The sequence below is a fragment of the Acinetobacter populi genome, from assembly GCF_002174125.1.
GTDB classification, from domain to species: domain Bacteria; phylum Pseudomonadota; class Gammaproteobacteria; order Pseudomonadales; family Moraxellaceae; genus Acinetobacter; species Acinetobacter populi.
This window is the reverse complement of sequence record NZ_NEXX01000001.1, coordinates 1,057,160-1,073,655: the sequence shown is the minus strand read 5'-3', so window position 1 is coordinate 1,073,655 and position 16,496 is coordinate 1,057,160. Positions and strand designations below refer to the sequence as shown.

The window sequence follows — 16,496 nt, the reverse complement described above, 5'->3', positions numbered from 1 at the left end:
ATATGGGCTGTCAGCGAAGCGCTTTAAATCTAGAATATTGATGTTGTTGGGTGTTGAGCTGTCAAAATATTTTGGGCTGCCTCAATTCCGCTTAAATAGGCGCCATGTATTGTACCGGCATATTGTGCATTACAGTGCTCGCCTGCAAAACCTAAGCGGTGGTCAATCAACTGTTGTAAGGCCTGTACCCATTTGATCTGATGATGAGGTCGTGGAAAGCTAAATGAGCCACGACTAAACGGATCTGCTCCCCAGCGTGTTACCAGAATATTTTTGGGCTGGGTCGGAATATCGGTAAAATTGGCATTTAAACTATCATAAATTAACTGCCAGACGTCCGAATCTGTGGCATGATCAATATATTCTGAAGGCTCTCCACCAAATAGCATGAGATAGGTTGGTTTTTGATAAATTGCTGATAAATCCAGTAAATTAAACCATTTATTCTTGTATAAATAAAAATCACTATGATGGGGTTGCTTTTGTCTAAATACCAAACTTTTATCGAATTGTAGAAAAACTTTATTAAATGAACCAAACCCGATATTGTCGATGGCCTGATGTATATTTTCCGGCAAAAGTGGAGTAAAGCGAATCTGCTGATGTTTTAAAATGCCCAAAGGCACGGTCACAATCACTTTACTGGCATAGTATTTTTGTCCATTTTGATCTAGCAGCTGAATATGATCGTTGTTTAATGTGATGGATTGGATATTGGTCTGGGTTTGAATCTGAATATCCTGATTTAACACCTCAATGATTTGCTGATAACCTTGCGGAAAAATCACCTCATCCCCGGAGAAATATCCCTCATATTGCGCATAGTGTGCAGAAAGGTTGGCCAGTGATGTTGCAAAGGGATCATTGGCAAAATGTTCAAAATAAGCAAGTAATAAGTTTTTCAATTGTGCTGTATTAAAATCAGATTGATCAGGATCAAAATCATCTAAAATATGAAGAATTGCATCTTGTGCAGTGTTCTGATCATTACATGGAAGTTGTCTAAGCTGTTGTTCAATCGATTGTATTGCAGTGGTAAATGTCTGGGTTTCCTGTGTGGAAAAAGGTTTGCCATTTTCATGATAAAAATTTGCAGCATCATAATTAAAAACAGCCGTCGTAATGTTATGTTGGGTGGCAATATCCCAAATAGGATTGTTATGAATGCCATGAATCCATGACGCACCTAAATCAAAAATATTATTATCCTGACAAACCGAATGAATACGTCCGCCAATCCGGGTATTCGCTTCGACAACCAATACATGTTTGCCTGCTTGATGTAAGGTTCTGGCACAAGCGAGTCCGGCAATACCTGCACCAATCACGATAATAGGAAGCGTAGTGTTTTTATTTTGCATAATTATCATCTGGAATCAAAAAAGCTGATGGAATTGTTGTGTAGCTAAAGTAAGATTGATTGATTCGGAGTGAAAAATAAAGACCTGCTCTGTAAATAATGGATGGGGAGAAGTGATCTATGGATCGATATTTATACTGTGTTGTACGTTTTAGCTTACATGGACTGATGGTATTGTCCTCTTACCAAGGTGCTTAGCTTTTACTAAGATATGTTTATTACGAAACAGGACGTTTCTTGATTGTGTAAGGATACACAGGTATTACAGGACGTGATACAAAACCGTATTTAAAAAAGCCCCGACAGGATGTTGGGGCTTTTTCTTTTCAGCCTCTTTTTTATAGACTATTTTCAACTTCACTTTATTTTCATATGAAAATATGATTCAAGCTGTGATGCATTATTGGCGATGTGTAGATCGCCAGTTTTGTGGTGTTTGACCAGTCCAGTGTTTAAATGCACGTTGAAATGCACTTTGTTCGGAATATCCTAATAATAGCGCAATATCCAATAGGCTAAGGTGCTGGTCTTTTAAATATTGCTGGGCAAGCATCAAACGTAATGCCTGAACACGCTGTTGGAAGGTGGTATTTTGCAGTTGTAGATGCCGTTGCAACTTACGGATAGACATATTGAGTTGTGTGGCAATCTCTTCGATTTGACAGCGATGTTTTTGCAAGCCTTTTAAGATTGCTTGTTGTAATCGTTCATCCAGTTCTGATGAGTTGGGTAGTTTTGCCAGTAGTGCTTGAGCTTGATGGGTCAGTAATTCCTGTAAGGTTTGATCGGCATGGCGGATTGGTTTGCCAAGTAAGCTGATTGGCACTTTAATCTGGGCAAAAGGTTGAGAAAACTTCACCTGACAGCGGAAATATTGGGCATAGTAATGGGCATTTTTGGGTGCGGTATGCACAAAGCTGACTTCACTTAGTTCGATATCATCAATATGTAAGAAGTGTAAAAGAAATTGGTTCATCAGGGCGATAGCAATTTCATTGGTAATTTGCGTTGTGAAGATTTCGGGCACATCCCAGCGGATGCTGAGGTAATCGGATTCGGCTTGAATAATCAGTGGGCTACCGTCATACACCAGCCGATGGAAATCGTGATAGCGCTGAAGAGCCTCGCCCAGGTTTACGCAGGATTGTGCCAGATAACCCAGTACCCCGAGATGTTTGAGTTGTACATAGCGGGCAATTTCCAGACCTAAAGCCGGTTGCTGTAATTGGTTATCGATTTCTGTCAGTATTTCCCGCCATAGATTGTAATCAAAGCGTTCCAGATTTTGGATTTGTTGCAATTTTTCCGGCATCGCAATTTGCCTTGCTTGGCAAAAAGTTCGGAGCAAATCGCTCAAACCACCATATACAGAGCCGGGAGGTTGGGTTGTAGCTTGCATTCCTTGCATTGCCCTTGTCGTGTTTTGTCAATGAATGATGTGTTTCAGGTCAATATTTATCACAAAACACAGTCTATATTCAATAGCATGAACATAGAAAGGAAGATGTCATGATTAAGGGTTTTATTGTTGGATTGGCGGTTGCCAATGCATTTGAGTGGGTTGCCCATAAATATATTTTACATGGTACGCACCGGCCTGGGCAGCCACGTTATAGTCCAGTGCCACGCAGCATGAAATCACATTGGGAGCATCACCGTGAAGTACGCAAGCAGCACTTTGCCGACGATGGCTATGTGCAGGGATTTTCTAACTGGCGTACCCGTAATGAAGTTGGGTCACTTGCGGTGGTGGCGGTTGCTGCCAGTGTGATTTTCTATCCTGTTTCCAAAGGCATGGTCGCTGCGGCATGGTATAGTGCATTTAATTATTACTATATCCATCGTCGTGCGCATTTAGAGCCAGACTGGGCAAAACGTAAAATACCTTGGCATTATGACCATCACATGAATGCCAATCAGGATGCCAATTGGTGTGTGACCAAACCCTGGTTTGATTATGTAATGGGTACACGTGTGGTTTCATCAGACGAGCTCAGAGAAGACAATCCGCTTGGTATTGCCTTACCAGTGGCTGTCGCTCAGGCTTTGACACAGTGGGTGAATCAATATTTTCCGGCAAAATATGTAGAACAAAAAAGCAAGGTGATCGAAACAGAGATGCATCCGGAGAGAAAAATACAAACGCTGGCAAGTTAGCAGAAGATATAAAATCTCTTATCTTGTATAGGACGGAAAGCTTTGGCTTAAAAACAGTAATTTCCTTTGCTATGTTCTTCAGTTTCACTTCAGCTTGACGTGTTTTAATGCTCATCATTGAACAACGATACAATATCTTGAAGGAGATGAATGATGAAAAATATGTTATTACCGTTATTTGCTGCAAGCGCATTGATGATGGGTACAGCGACAGTTTCTGCTGCACCAGTCAATCAACAGGCATTAACACCGACCACAGTCACCAGTGTAAAACAAGCACACCAACTCAAAGATGACAGCAAAGTATTATTGAAAGGCCAAGTCGTGAAAAGTCTTGGTGATGAAAAATATGAATTCCGTGACAGTACTGGCACCATCAAAGTCGAGATTGATGATGAACTGTGGGGCGGACGTGCTCTTTCTCCAACGCAAACTGTCACACTTTTGGGTGAAATCGATATAGACTATAAACCAACCAAACGTGTTGAAGTCGATGTGGACGAAGTTCGTTTTTAATCTTGTGATGATGAGCATAAGCAAGAATAGATAATTAGATACGCAGTTGATTAACTGCGTATTTTTGTATGGGAAAAATCGTTATGCGTATTTTATTGGCAGAAGATGATGCTTCACTTGGCGACACCATTCAGTCATGGTTGGAAATGGATGGCTATGTCGTGGACTGGGTAAAAAAAGGCTCTTATGCCGAAGCTGCATTACAAAGTCATGAATATGCTTGTATTTTGCTGGATCGTGGTTTGCCTGAATTATCTGGAGATCAAATTTTAACGGCGATTAGGCAAAAGAATAATGGTATTCCGGTCTTAATGATCACAGCCCGCGATAGCATTAAGGACCGTGTTGAAGGACTGGATTTGGGGGCAGATGATTATCTGGTCAAACCTTTTGATCTGGAGGAGTTATCGGCACGGATCCGTGCGGCGATTCGAAAGCAGAATGCACAGCCACAATTGTGTTTCGGGAATATCTCTCTAGATCCGATTGCCAAAACAGTTAAACAAAATGATCAACTGATCAATCTGACTGCCCGTGAATATGTGGTGTTATACAAATTATTGCGTCATCCTGAACATATCATTTCGAAAGAACAACTGGAAGATGAGCTTTACGGTTGGGGTGAGGAAATCGAAAGTAATGCCATTGAAGTCTATGTCTATAATTTAAGGAAAAAGATCGGTAATGATTTTATTCGTACCATCCGCAGACAAGGCTATACATTGGCTGCACATGCATAGGATTAAGTTAAATAGCCAATACCGTAGCAAATTAATCCGCCACATTAAACCTCAACCTTTAGAGTATTAAATCAGTATCACCTATGTCAAAGCCAAAGACCTCAACACCACATTCAGGCAAAGTTTTGTCACTACAAAAACGCCTGATGAGTAGTACCCTGATCAGCAGTATTCTGACGGGATTACTCAGTCTGGTGATCTTGATCGGGGTTGTGGGCTATGATATGCATGAATTATTTGATGATATTTTAGAAGAAAATGGCAAATTATGGCTAGAAGAACAAAACAGTGCCAATGCACAGATGAAATATTATCTGGGTGAATATAATGAAGAGCTGGATTTGGACTATCAATGGATTGATGGCAAAGGACAGGTTCAGCAAAAAAGTGAAGATGCGCCGGAAACCGTATTTATTGCCAATGCCGAAGATGACAGGTTCTATAATATTTATCATGATCGTAAGTGGTGGCGTGTTTACGTCAAAAAACGTCCTGATAGTCTGGTTCAGGTTCAGATCGCACAACCTTGGCAGCAGCGTTATGAACATTTGTTGCCTGCCATCGGGCATTTTAGCTGGTTGATGCTACTATTATGGATGGTCTTGCTTGTCGGAAACTGGCTGGCAATTCGACGCGGTTTAAAAACCTTTACCCGTATTAGTGAGCAGATTGCACAAAAGAATGTGCAGGATCTATCGCCAATACAGCCCACAGAAATATATACAGAATTGCAGCCGATGATTGCAGCGATCAATGCCTTGTTGCTGCGTCTGGATCAGGCTTTACAGGCTGAACAGCGCTTTACTGCTGATGCTGCACATGAGCTACGTACACCCTTATCTGCAATTCAAATGAAACTGCAATTGATGCAGCGTCGGCATAAGACCTTACTTGCGCCGATACAACCGGAACTGGAACAGTTAAAACTGGATGTACAACGCAGTACCGCAGTGGTGGAAAATTTATTATTTTTAGCTCGGCTCGATCCACAGCAAAGTCAGGCATTACCTCGTAAAGAATTTCCGCTTATCATCTTATTACAGGAAGTTTGGCAAAATATTGCGTTAGCAGCACAACAGAAAAATATTGAATTAATTCAGGACTGGCAAATAGCAAGCGATTTGATCTGTATTGCCAATCGTGAATTATGTTTTACTGCGCTACGCAATTTACTCGACAATGCTATTCGATATAGTCATGTGAATGGTAAAGTTAAATTCAGTGTTTTATCTGAACATGACCAGATTATTTTTCAAATACAGGATAATGGTCGTGGTGTCGATGCTGATCAACTGGCACGATTGACACAGCGCTTTTATCGGGTCTTGGGAACAGAACAGCAGGGTTCGGGACTGGGCTTATCGATTGTGCAACATATTGTAGCGTTACATCACGGGAAGCTACAGTTTATTGAAGGATTGGACAATACGGGTTTTGGTGTTCAAATGGCTTTACCACTGCATACGGATTAAAAAATGTGAACGACATGTACACATAGTCTAATGCTTTAATTATATACAAAACTGTGGATAACTTTTTAGCTATCCACATATGTGATAGGCGTAAAATTTAAAATTATTGATTTTGCCATTCATGCTGGCATTCACGGCATTTCCATTGTTTTTGTGACTGCATAAAGCTTTGCATGGAAATTTTGAAATTTGGTAAGTCGCGCCAGAACATAAAACCTGAAGCAATACAGCTTAAAACCACAAGAATCGTTGCCCCGTTTAATACCGGACCAGCACTTTTATCCAGAATCAGAAAGACAACGTTGATTGCCAATAATAATGCCAGAAGCAGAATACTTGGTACCAATATTAACAAGCTTTTAGGAATTTGTGGACGGGGACCGGTTGCAGATGCCATGGGTATAATTTTGGTGCTTTGACATTTGGGACAACGATAATTCATAGATAAAATCTCAAAAAAGAAAAAACAATCTACTTTTCAATGTATGGGTTGCTCAGGCAAATATCAAGCAATAACCTAGGTACAATTCCAGACATAAAAAAGCCGTTGACTGATGAATGCAACGGCTCTTTTGAATTTGGCGTCCCTACGGGGATTCGAACCCCGGTTACCGCCGTGAAAGGGCGATGTCCTAGGCCTCTAGACGATAGGGACAAATATGAGGCTGTTCTAATGATTGTTATCATCACACTTTAAATGAAAGTTCGTTTTAAAGAACTAATTTAAAGTGGCGTCCCTACGGGGATTCGAACCCCGGTTACCGCCGTGAAAGGGCGATGTCCTAGGCCTCTAGACGATAGGGACGCAGAGAAACAAGTTGCGATGCCGCTTGTTTAGAACGAGGTGCATTGTAATGGCATATTTTAGGTGATGCAAATATTTTTAAAGGAAATTTGTGCTAATCGCATTTTTTTTGTACGTTAAATTGTTGTTTTTATGGATTGTGGCGAATTGCTCGCCACAAGTTCATGATCTACAGAAATTATTCTTTAAAAATGCTACATGAAATATGTGTGTTTTGCTGTTGCAGACGCAATTGTTTGCGTTGTTCTGCGGCCTCAAAACGACAGCGTTTTAAATCACTATCCAGAATTAAAGGTGGAATACGTTTTGGCTTGTTATTTTCATCTACTGCAACCATGGTGAAATAACAGCTGTTGGTGTGACGGATGGTACGCTTTTGAATATTTTGTGCTTCGACTCGAATACCAATTTCCATTGAAGATGTACCGACATGATTTACAGATGCCAGAAATGTCACCAGTTCACCAACATGGATTGGCTCTTTGAATAGCACTTTATCTACAGAAAGCGTAACAACATAGCTGGCCGAATAACGGCTGGCACAGGCAAAAGCAACCTGATCAAGTAATTTTAGAATGGTTCCACCATGTACATTACCAGAAAAGTTTGCCATATCGGGAGTCATTAAAACAGACATTGATAACTCAGCTTGTTCTTCGGCCTGAGTTAAGGGATCGAGAGGAGCCATAATATTCCTCAAATATATGAAGGAAGTGGAGAGTGGATATATTATAAGAAGTTTTACGACTTTTGGGGCATATCATTTTTATCAAACTTATGATTTGGCCCTGTTTTTGTATAAAAAATAACACAATGATTGCTAAAGTGACGTATAACTTTAAATAGATGACCCAGAATTATTTGCAGGATTGATCGATGTAGACAACTTATGTCGTTTAGCTTTGCAAAGACTCTTGCTGATTTTAGATGGACAACTTAGCATAGCACTTTATAGAGAACTTAGATTAAAGGATAAAACAATCGCATGAGCAGCCTTGTGCATCACGCTACCGAAAATCGTTCAGTTGCAGAGTTTACCGAACAGGCGTATTTGAATTATGCCATGTACGTCATTATGGATCGTGCTTTACCGCATATCAGTGATGGCCTAAAGCCGGTACAACGTCGTATTGTGTATGCGATGAGTGAACTGGGTTTAAAAAATTCCGGCAAACCAAAAAAATCTGCCCGTACGGTCGGTGATGTATTGGGTAAATATCATCCACATGGTGACAGTGCCTGTTATGAAGCCATGGTCTTGATGGCTCAGCCGTTTAGTTATCGTTATCCTTTTATTGAAGGACAGGGCAACTGGGGTTCGCCAGATGATCCGAAGTCCTTTGCGGCCATGCGTTATACCGAGGCCAAACTCTCGCTATATAGTGAGGTGCTGTTAAGTGAACTGGGGCAGGGTACATGTGAGTGGCAGGACAATTTTGACGGCAGTTTAAAGGAACCGGTGAATTTACCTGCGCGAGTGCCGAATATTTTACTCAATGGTACAACGGGCATTGCTGTCGGCATGGCAACAGATATTCCACCGCATAATTTACGCGAAGTGATTAAAGGAACTGTTGCCCTTATAAAAAATCCAGCATTAAGTGATGAAAAATTGCAACAATTTATTCCTGCACCGGATTTACCTACCCATGCCGAAATTATCACCTCGCCAGAAGAGTTGTTAAAAATCCAAACTACTGGGCGTGGTAGCTATCGTATGCGTGCGGTGTATACCGTGGAAAAGAACGAAATCATCATCGAGCACTTACCTTATCAAGTCTCCGGGTCAAAATTAATTGCACAGATTGCCGATCAGATGCAGGCCAAGAAACTGCCGTTTGTTACCGATTTACGCGATGAATCAGACCATAAAAATCCGACCCGACTGGTGATTGTGCTGCGTTCCAATCGTGTTGATGTCGATGCGATTATGAGCCATCTTTTTGCGACGACTGATCTGGAAAGTAGCTACCGTATCAATCTGAATATGATTGGTGCAGATGGTCGTCCACAGGTGAAATCGATTCGCAAGATTTTACTGGAATGGATTGAAATTCGCACCGAAACCATCACCAACCGTTTAAAGTATCATCTGAATAAAATTGATAAACGCCTGCATATTTTGGCGGGTTTATTGATCGCTTATCTGGACATTGATACGGTAATCAAGATTATTCGTGAAGAAGATCAGCCAAAACCGGTATTAATGGCGCATTTTGCGATTGATGAAATTCAGGCGGAAGCCATTTTGGAGTTAAAACTACGCCATTTGGCCAGACTCGAAGAAATGGAAATTCGCAAGGAACAGGATGAACTGTCAGAACGCGCAGCAGTGATTCGTGAACAACTGGAAAATCCGGAATCGCTGAAAAAATTGATGATCAATGAACTCAATGACGATGCCAAAAAATTTGGTGATGATCGCCGTTCGCCGATTGTCCATCGCAGTGATGCGGTACAAATGAAAGAATCTGATTTTACCCCAGCGGAAACAGTAACGGTTGCGCTATCTGAAGCCGGCTGGATTCGTATGGCCAAAGGTGAAATTGATGCGACCCAGTTGAATTATCGTGCGGGTGATAGCTACCTGGATTCTGTGGTCGGCAAGAGTAATCAGCGGGTGTATATGCTTGATCAAACAGGGCGTAGTTATGCACTGACAGCGAATCAATTACCTTCTGCTAGAGGTCAGGGTGAACCTTTAACTTCCAAGTTAAATCCGGCATCGGGAACACAGTTTATTCAGGTACTGATGGGTGAGGACGAGCAGCAGATCGTCAGTCTTAGCTCACAGGGTTATGGTTTTAAAACCCAGCTGAAACAACTGGATACTTCGGCCAAAGCCGGTAAGGCATTTTTATCCGTTGCCAACGGATTTAAGGCATTGCCGATTGTTTTTAGCACAGAAAAAGCGCAACTTGCCATGTTGACGCGGCAGGGCCGTTTATTGATCGTGGATCAAAGCCATATTCCCGAATTAAGTAAAGGTAAAGGAAACAAATTGATGCAATTGGATGCAGATGATGAACTAATCAGTCACATTGCACTCAACCTCGAGCAAGATGTGTTAAAAATACAAGTAGGTACACGTTTTCTAAGCCTTAAAGGCAATGATTTACAAACCTACTATGGCAAAAAATCGACCAAAGGCAAACTTTTGCCGCGTGGTTATCAGAAAGCGCAAAGATTATTACTTGATCTCTGATCTATATTCACCGTATAGTCGGGATGTTGGGTAAGATTTTATAAATGATTGCAGGCAGTATGTAATTGAAAAACTGCCCTGCAAAAATGGTTTGCATAAAAAATGTAAATTCAATTCGTGCAGTAGGGTAAGTAAGAACGTACAGGACTGTATGATCGAACAAAATAGGATTGGGAGTAGTGGCAACTATGGAAAAAGTTTGGCTGAAAACTTATGAAAAATTTGGAATTCAAAAAGATATTTCATTGCCAGCAGAGAATACGTCTTTAGTTGATGTATTCGAAAACAATTTTAAAAAATACGGATCACGAGAAGCGTTTTTGTTTATGGACAAAGCTTTAACTTTCTCGGATTTAGAGCAGTATAGTCGTCAGTTCGCTGCCTATTTGCAAAGCTTGGGGTTGGCAAAAGGATCACGTGTTGCCGTGATGATGCCGAATGTTTTCCAATATCCGATTGCTGCACTTGGGACATTTTTTGCAGGTTATGTATTGGTGAATGTCAATCCACTCTATACCACGCGTGAATTAGAGCATCAATTAAATGATTCTGGTGCAGAAGCATTGGTTATCATTGAGAACTTTGCGCATGTTTATCAGCCTATTCATGGTAAAACTCCAGTAAAACATGTGGTTGTTACCGGTGTTGGCGACATGCTTGGTCTGTTAAAAGGTACGCTTGTCAATTTTGTATTACGTAAAGTGCGTAAACAAGTGCCTGCATGGAATATTTCTGGACATACAACATTTAAGTCTGCTTTATCCAAAGGTTCATCTGCGAAATATACACGTCCTCATCTGACTTTAAGCGACACTGCGGTATTGCAATATACGGGCGGTACGACAGGCGTTTCCAAAGGTGCGGAATTGACGCATAGAAACCTGATTGCCAATATGCTACAGGTTGATGTGATTTTTGCCAGCAAATTTGGTGGTGGTGATAGTTTGGTGGGTGAGCGGATTGTCTGTGCATTACCGTTATACCATATTTTTGCCTTTACGGTGTGCGCGCTGTATGGCATGTATCGCGGTGCAACCAATATCCTGATTCCAAATCCACGTGACTTGCCTGCGGTGGTGGGTGAACTGCGTAAATATAAACCGGCATTCTTCCCGGCTGTGAACACGCTGTTTAATGCACTGGTGCATAATGAAGAGTTTAAACAGCTTGATCACAGCAATTTGAAAATTGCGATTGGTGGAGGTATGGCAGTATTACCTTCAACGGCTGAAGCATGGCATAAGGTGACCGGCTCTATTATCATTGAAGGCTATGGTTTATCGGAAACCTCACCATTGGCGTCTGTTAATCCGCCGATTAATACAGAATTCACAGGTACTATTGGTATTCCTGCCCCAGATACAGATATTGCGATTCTGGATGATGATGGCAACGAGGTTGCTATTGGTGAACAGGGGGAAATTTCGATTCGTGGTCCACAGGTCATGAAAGGTTACTGGAATCGTCCGGATGAAACGGCCAAGGTGATGACTGCCGATGGTTTCTTCCGCTCTGGCGATGTTGGGATCATGAATGATGAAGGCTATGTCAAAATCGTAGACCGTAAAAAAGATATGATTTTGGTATCCGGCTTTAATGTTTATCCAAGTGAAATTGAAGAGGTAGTGGCCAAACATCCAAAAGTTCTGGAAGTGGCAACGATCGGCGTGCCGGATGAAAGATCAGGTGAAGTGCCAAAATTATTCATTGTGAAAAAAGATGCCAGCCTGACAGCTGAAGAGATTCTGGCCTATGCCAAAGAGAATTTAACCGGCTATAAACGTCCACGTTATGTTGAATTTCTTGATGAATTGCCGAAATCCAATGTCGGTAAAATCTTGCGTAAAGATTTGCGTAAATAATTGAGATTTATTTAAGAAGCTGTATCATTATGCAATGATGCAGCTTTTTTGTTTAAGCATTCCTCATCAAGTGTTTATGCAGGTTGTTGTAAGTTGACACCAGTAAGTGCCTGAACTTGATCAAAGGTAACCTCATCAGCTAATTCAATCACTTTGATACCGTCAGCAGTAATATCAAATACACCCAAGTCGCTGATAATACGATTCACAACAGCTTTGCCTGTCAGCGGAAGTTGACATTCTTTTAAAATTTTAGCACTGCCATCTTTTGCACAATGTTCCATTAGTACAACAACTTTTTGGACACCGGCAACCAAATCCATTGCACCGCCCATCCCCTTAACTTTTTTACCCGGAATCATCCAGTTGGCAAGATCTCCTTTTTCAGAGACTTCCATCGCGCCCAAAATTGCGATATCAACATGTCCACCACGAATCATGGCAAAAGACTCACTACTCGAAAAAAAAGCCGCACCTGGTCTAGCGGTAACAGTTTGTTTACCAGCATTAATTAGATCGGCATCTACAGTTTCTGCTGTAGGAAATTCACCGATACCCAATAAGCCATTCTCTGATTGTAACCAAACATCCATATTTTCAGGGATATAGTTTGCGACGAGAGTGGGTAGCCCAATACCTAGATTGACGTAGAATCCATCTTGTAACTCTTGTGCAGCACGTTGTGCCATCTGATTTCTTGTCCAGCTCATGAGTGTTCATCCTTGTGTTTTGAGTGTCACTTGTTCGATATGTTTCTTTATGGCGTTATTAACGATGATTCGATCAACATAAATTCCTGCTAGATGGATTTCATCGGGATCGATTGTGCCGACCTCCACCAAATGTTCAACTTCTACCACAGTAATTTTAGCGGCAGTAGCACATTCAGGATTAAAGTTGCGCGCAGTTTTACGGAAAACTAAATTACCAGCTTTGTCCGCTTTGTAGGCTTTCACTAATGCGACATCTGCGGTCAAAGAGGGTTCAAGAATATATTCCTTATCATTAAAAATACGGGTTTCTTTGCCCTCTGCAATCAGCGTTCCAACGCCTGCCTGAGTATAAAATGCAGGAATACCCGCACCACCTGCACGTAATTTTTCTGCTAAAGTACCTTGTGGTGTAAGTTCAACTTCAAGTTCACCACTCAGATATTGTTGTTCAAATTCTTTATTTTCACCAACATAAGATGAAATCATTTTTTTAATTTGTTTGCTGCGTAATAAAATTCCCAAACCATAATCATCTACACCGGCATTATTGGAGATACAGGTCAACTCGCGACAATTTGTATCTTTTAATGCTTGTATCAATGCCTCTGGAATTCCACATAGGCCGAAGCCGCCAACTGCCAGAGTTTGTCCATCTTGAATAATGCCTGCTAAAGCTTGATTTGCATCCTGATATACTTTATTTCGCATAATTCCCTCTACGATATTTTAATGATGAATGAAAAAATTAACGTGACGCATGGATTAGTTACATTGCTGCCAATATGCATTGGCATAATGAGACTGATTGGTTCTATGTAATACTTCACTAATATTTTTGCTGGCCTGCATCAGCGCTGGGAGATTAATTCCAGTTTCAAAGCCCATCTGACTCACGAGATAAAACAAGTCTTCAGTCGAAACATTGCCAGAAGCACCTTTGGCATAAGGGCAGCCACCCAAACCTGCAATTGATGAATCAAAGGTACGAATACCCTGTAAAATCGATTGATGAATATTGGCAATGGCCATGCCATAGGTATTATGAAAATGTCCAGCGAGCTGATCTGCGGGCACTTCAGCCAAACATGCTTCCCAGACTTTTTTAATACGGTCAGGGGTTGCAGTACCGATGGTTTCGCCCAATGAAACTTCATAGCAACCCATGTCTAATAGGGCTTTTACTACTTTTACAACGTGTTGGGGATCAATTGCGCCTTCATAAGGGCAATCAACCATACAAGAAACATAGCCCCGAACCAGGATATGCTGTTGCTTAGCGAGTTGAATCAGTTCGGAAAAATTTTCAAGACTTTCCTCAATTGTGCAATTAATGTTTTTGTGGGTGAAGCTTTGCGAAGCCGCAGTAAATACCGCCACTTCTTTGCAATTGACGGCTTGAGCAGCTTGAAAACCTTTAATATTGGGCGTTAATAAACTAAATTGAACGTCGTTACGTTTAGGAAGTTGTTGAAATAGTTCAGTACTGTTTGCCATTTGTGGTACCCACTTGGGGGATACACAAGATCCAACTTCAATATGCCGAAGCCCTGCTTGGATTAAATCCTCAATTAATGCCATTCGCTGAGGAACTGTTAAATGATGTTTTTCATTTTGCAGGCCATCACGTGGACCGACTTCAACAATTTTAATACTTTCATCCATGATTAAGTCTCCACTGCAAGCTCAAAGTCTACTAATTCGTCATTAACTTTGACCTGATCACCTGCTTTAAAATAAGCTTCACGCACGATGCCGTCCTGTGGCGCACGAATGGTATATTCAATTTTCATTGCTTCAAGCGTTAATAAAATATCATTTTTCTTGACGCTTTGGTTTGCATCAACAAAGACCTGAGTAATGGTACCCGGCATAGGAGCTTTCAAAAGGTTTTCGCTATCACTGCTATCTTCAGTAGCATAAGAATGTTTAATAAATTCAAACTTAAGTGTTTTGGCATGTTTATAAAGGGTGATACCCGTTGGGCTAAGATTAAAAGAAACTTTACTCTGTATGCCTTCACTGCTGATTTCTGCCGTATGTGCATCAATTAAATTTCCATTGATGGGATAGGATTGTCCTAAATAATCAATATAATAGCTATTGTCCGTGCGACTAATATTGAGTTGGATATCAGTCTGTTGATATTTGAGTTTAATGCTTTGTTTGGTTTCTATATTTAAACGCCATAAACACTGATCTTGCCAGGCGGAGGTGTTTGTAGCATTCTCACGACGTGTCTCAGATAGAAATTTAATAAAGGCTGCATGGATTACATCTTGCGTTTTAATACTGATGTTTGGATTGAACAGATGCTCGTGTTCACGCTCAATGAGGCTAGTATCCAGTTTAGCTTGTTGAAAGCTATCACATTGGATAATTCGGTCGAGAAAGGCAATATTATTACCTAAGCCATCGACATGGAATTGTTGTAGTGCGTGATGCATTTGTACCAAAGCTGCATCACGATTTTTCCCCCATACAATTAGTTTTGCAATCATTGGGTCGTAATAGGTGGTGATTTCATCGCCTTGTACAATGCCGCTGTCTATACGAACATTCTGGTTTTGTTCGGGATAGTGTAAATAGTTGATTTTGCCAATAGCTGGCAAGTAGCCTTGTTCGGGAACTTCAGCATATATCCGTGCTTCAATCGCATGACCCAGACACTGGATCTGTTGTTGCGTTTTAGGTAGGGGTTCGCCATAAGCGATGCGTAACTGCCATTCTACCAGATCTTCACCTGTCACCATTTCAGTAACAGGATGTTCAACCTGTAGACGAGTATTCATTTCCATAAAGTAGGCAGTACCATCTTGTTCAACGATAAATTCTACTGTACCTGCACCCACGTAATTGACTGCTTTAGCAGCATCAATGGCTGCTTGACGCATGGTTGCCAATTTGTCTTGTGATATTTCGGGTGCGGGCGCTTCTTCTAATACTTTTTGATGACGACGTTGTACTGAACAATCGCGCTCAAATAGATGTACATAATTGCCATGCGAATCACCAAATACTTGCACTTCAATATGACGTGGCTGAATCACATAGCGTTCAATTAATACATCATCATTACCAAAACTAGATTTTGCTTCACGTTTGCAAGAGGCAAGGGCATCGAGAAAAACTGTACTGGATTCAACCAGACTCATACCTTTTCCACCACCGCCAGCACTGGCTTTAATTAATACCGGATAACCAATTTGATCGGCTTGTTGCTTTAAAAAGCTTGGATCTTGATTATCACCGTGATAACCCGGAGTCAAAGGTACGCCAGCTTTTTCCATCAGTGCCTTGGAGGTCGCTTTTAATCCCATGGCCAAAATTGCAGACACTGGAGGTCCGATAAAACAAATATTATTTTGTTCACAAGCAAGCGCAAATTGATCATTTTCTGATAAAAATCCATAACCTGGATGGATCGCTTGGCTACCGGTACGATTGGCAGCTGCAATAATTTTGTCAATCTGCAAATAGCTTTGATTGGGTTGCGATTGTCCGATGTAGATGGCTTCATCAGCCAGTTTGACATGCTGAGCCTGAGCATCTGCATCTGAGTAAACTGCAACTGTGGCAATGCCTAATTTTTTTGCAGTGCGAATCACCCGACACGCGATTTCACCACGATTTGCAATGAGAATTTTTGTAAACATAGTCATGATCCTT

The 16,496-nt window shown here is 41.2% G+C and carries 14 protein-coding genes and 2 tRNA genes; 6 read left to right on the top strand and 10 right to left on the bottom strand.

The window, feature by feature from the left end; all coding sequences use genetic code 11:
• Window positions 1-29: 29 nt before the first annotated feature.
• Window positions 30-1,361: a flavin monoamine oxidase family protein gene (locus CAP51_RS04975; RefSeq protein ID WP_087619620.1), complete on the bottom strand. Its 1,332-nt coding sequence runs from the start codon at window positions 1,359-1,361 to the stop codon at window positions 30-32.
• Between the two features lie 399 nt (window positions 1,362-1,760).
• A complete protein-coding gene (locus CAP51_RS04970) occupies window positions 1,761-2,759 on the bottom strand; it encodes an AraC family transcriptional regulator (RefSeq protein ID WP_087619619.1) in 999 nt (332 codons plus the stop codon).
• Between the two features lie 110 nt (window positions 2,760-2,869).
• Between CAP51_RS04970 and CAP51_RS04965 the strand changes: the two genes are divergently transcribed.
• The 4 genes from CAP51_RS04965 to CAP51_RS04950 all read left to right on the top strand — a co-directional run bounded on the left by CAP51_RS04965 (window position 2,870) and on the right by CAP51_RS04950 (window position 6,245).
• Window positions 2,870-3,517, top strand: a complete 648-nt coding sequence (locus CAP51_RS04965) for a hypothetical protein (protein WP_087619618.1) — start codon at window positions 2,870-2,872, stop codon at window positions 3,515-3,517.
• A gap of 162 nt (window positions 3,518-3,679) precedes the next feature.
• A complete protein-coding gene (locus CAP51_RS04960; protein ID WP_425426758.1) occupies window positions 3,680-4,033 on the top strand; it encodes a NirD/YgiW/YdeI family stress tolerance protein in 354 nt (117 codons plus the stop codon).
• A gap of 83 nt (window positions 4,034-4,116) precedes the next feature.
• Complete coding sequence (locus tag CAP51_RS04955) at window positions 4,117-4,773, top strand: response regulator transcription factor (protein WP_087619616.1); 657 nt, start codon at window positions 4,117-4,119, stop codon at window positions 4,771-4,773.
• A gap of 83 nt (window positions 4,774-4,856) precedes the next feature.
• On the top strand, window positions 4,857-6,245 hold the full coding sequence (locus tag CAP51_RS04950; protein ID WP_087619615.1) for a sensor histidine kinase: 1,389 nt from the start codon (window positions 4,857-4,859) through the stop codon (window positions 6,243-6,245).
• 103 nt (window positions 6,246-6,348) lie between these two features.
• On the opposite strand, the gene CAP51_RS04945 is transcribed toward CAP51_RS04950, so the two are convergent.
• The 4 genes from CAP51_RS04945 to CAP51_RS04930 all read right to left on the bottom strand — a co-directional run bounded on the left by CAP51_RS04945 (window position 6,349) and on the right by CAP51_RS04930 (window position 7,738).
• Entirely contained in the window at window positions 6,349-6,687 is a 339-nt protein-coding gene (locus CAP51_RS04945; RefSeq protein WP_087619614.1) for a zinc-ribbon domain-containing protein, read from the bottom strand.
• Window positions 6,688-6,824: 137 nt separating this feature from the next.
• Window positions 6,825-6,900: transfer RNA gene (locus tag CAP51_RS04940), tRNA-Glu, on the bottom strand.
• A 74-nt stretch (window positions 6,901-6,974) separates the two neighbouring features.
• A tRNA-Glu gene (locus CAP51_RS04935) sits at window positions 6,975-7,050 on the bottom strand.
• A gap of 178 nt (window positions 7,051-7,228) precedes the next feature.
• Window positions 7,229-7,738, bottom strand: coding sequence for an acyl-CoA thioesterase (locus tag CAP51_RS04930; protein WP_087619613.1), 510 nt, complete (start codon window positions 7,736-7,738; stop codon window positions 7,229-7,231).
• 297 nt (window positions 7,739-8,035) lie between these two features.
• Here CAP51_RS04930 and parC point away from each other — a divergent pair, with 297 nt between their 5' ends.
• Together parC and CAP51_RS04920 are read left to right on the top strand one after the other, a co-directional pair.
• Entirely contained in the window at window positions 8,036-10,255 is a 2,220-nt protein-coding gene (parC, locus tag CAP51_RS04925; RefSeq protein ID WP_087619612.1) for a DNA topoisomerase IV subunit A, read from the top strand.
• A 188-nt stretch (window positions 10,256-10,443) separates the two neighbouring features.
• Window positions 10,444-12,117: an AMP-binding protein gene (locus CAP51_RS04920; protein ID WP_087619611.1), complete on the top strand. Its 1,674-nt coding sequence runs from the start codon at window positions 10,444-10,446 to the stop codon at window positions 12,115-12,117.
• 74 nt (window positions 12,118-12,191) lie between these two features.
• On the opposite strand, the gene CAP51_RS04915 is transcribed toward CAP51_RS04920, so the two are convergent.
• The 4 genes from CAP51_RS04915 to CAP51_RS04900 are packed head-to-tail and all read right to left on the bottom strand — an operon-like array spanning window position 12,192 to window position 16,483.
• Window positions 12,192-12,827: a CoA transferase subunit B gene (locus CAP51_RS04915; protein ID WP_087619610.1), complete on the bottom strand. Its 636-nt coding sequence runs from the start codon at window positions 12,825-12,827 to the stop codon at window positions 12,192-12,194.
• Between the two features lie 6 nt (window positions 12,828-12,833).
• Window positions 12,834-13,538 carry a CoA transferase subunit A gene (locus CAP51_RS04910; protein WP_087619609.1) on the bottom strand — a complete coding sequence of 235 codons (705 nt, stop codon included), beginning with the start codon at window positions 13,536-13,538 and terminating at the stop codon, window positions 12,834-12,836.
• A 54-nt stretch (window positions 13,539-13,592) separates the two neighbouring features.
• Entirely contained in the window at window positions 13,593-14,492 is a 900-nt protein-coding gene (locus tag CAP51_RS04905) for a hydroxymethylglutaryl-CoA lyase (protein ID WP_087619608.1), read from the bottom strand.
• Between the two features lie 2 nt (window positions 14,493-14,494).
• Window positions 14,495-16,483, bottom strand: a complete 1,989-nt coding sequence (locus CAP51_RS04900) for an acetyl-CoA carboxylase biotin carboxylase subunit (protein WP_087619607.1) — start codon at window positions 16,481-16,483, stop codon at window positions 14,495-14,497.
• Window positions 16,484-16,496 lie beyond the last annotated feature (13 nt).

Coding starts and splice junctions, on each gene's coding strand:
- CAP51_RS04910 (WP_087619609.1), bottom strand. CDS start 13,538: ATGCGAAATAAAGTATATCAGGATGCAAATCAAGCTTTAGCAGGCATT.
- CAP51_RS04965 (WP_087619618.1), top strand. CDS start 2,870: ATGATTAAGGGTTTTATTGTTGGATTGGCGGTTGCCAATGCATTTGAG.
- parC (WP_087619612.1), top strand. CDS start 8,036: ATGAGCAGCCTTGTGCATCACGCTACCGAAAATCGTTCAGTTGCAGAG.
- CAP51_RS04905 (WP_087619608.1), bottom strand. CDS start 14,492: ATGGATGAAAGTATTAAAATTGTTGAAGTCGGTCCACGTGATGGCCTG.
- CAP51_RS04960 (WP_425426758.1), top strand. CDS start 3,680: ATGTTATTACCGTTATTTGCTGCAAGCGCATTGATGATGGGTACAGCG.
- CAP51_RS04915 (WP_087619610.1), bottom strand. CDS start 12,827: ATGAGCTGGACAAGAAATCAGATGGCACAACGTGCTGCACAAGAGTTA.
- CAP51_RS04945 (WP_087619614.1), bottom strand. CDS start 6,687: ATGAATTATCGTTGTCCCAAATGTCAAAGCACCAAAATTATACCCATG.
- CAP51_RS04900 (WP_087619607.1), bottom strand. CDS start 16,483: ATGTTTACAAAAATTCTCATTGCAAATCGTGGTGAAATCGCGTGTCGG.
- CAP51_RS04950 (WP_087619615.1), top strand. CDS start 4,857: ATGTCAAAGCCAAAGACCTCAACACCACATTCAGGCAAAGTTTTGTCA.
- CAP51_RS04975 (WP_087619620.1), bottom strand. CDS start 1,361: ATGCAAAATAAAAACACTACGCTTCCTATTATCGTGATTGGTGCAGGT.
- CAP51_RS04955 (WP_087619616.1), top strand. CDS start 4,117: ATGCGTATTTTATTGGCAGAAGATGATGCTTCACTTGGCGACACCATT.
- CAP51_RS04920 (WP_087619611.1), top strand. CDS start 10,444: ATGGAAAAAGTTTGGCTGAAAACTTATGAAAAATTTGGAATTCAAAAA.
- CAP51_RS04970 (WP_087619619.1), bottom strand. CDS start 2,759: ATGCAAGCTACAACCCAACCTCCCGGCTCTGTATATGGTGGTTTGAGC.
- CAP51_RS04930 (WP_087619613.1), bottom strand. CDS start 7,738: ATGGCTCCTCTCGATCCCTTAACTCAGGCCGAAGAACAAGCTGAGTTA.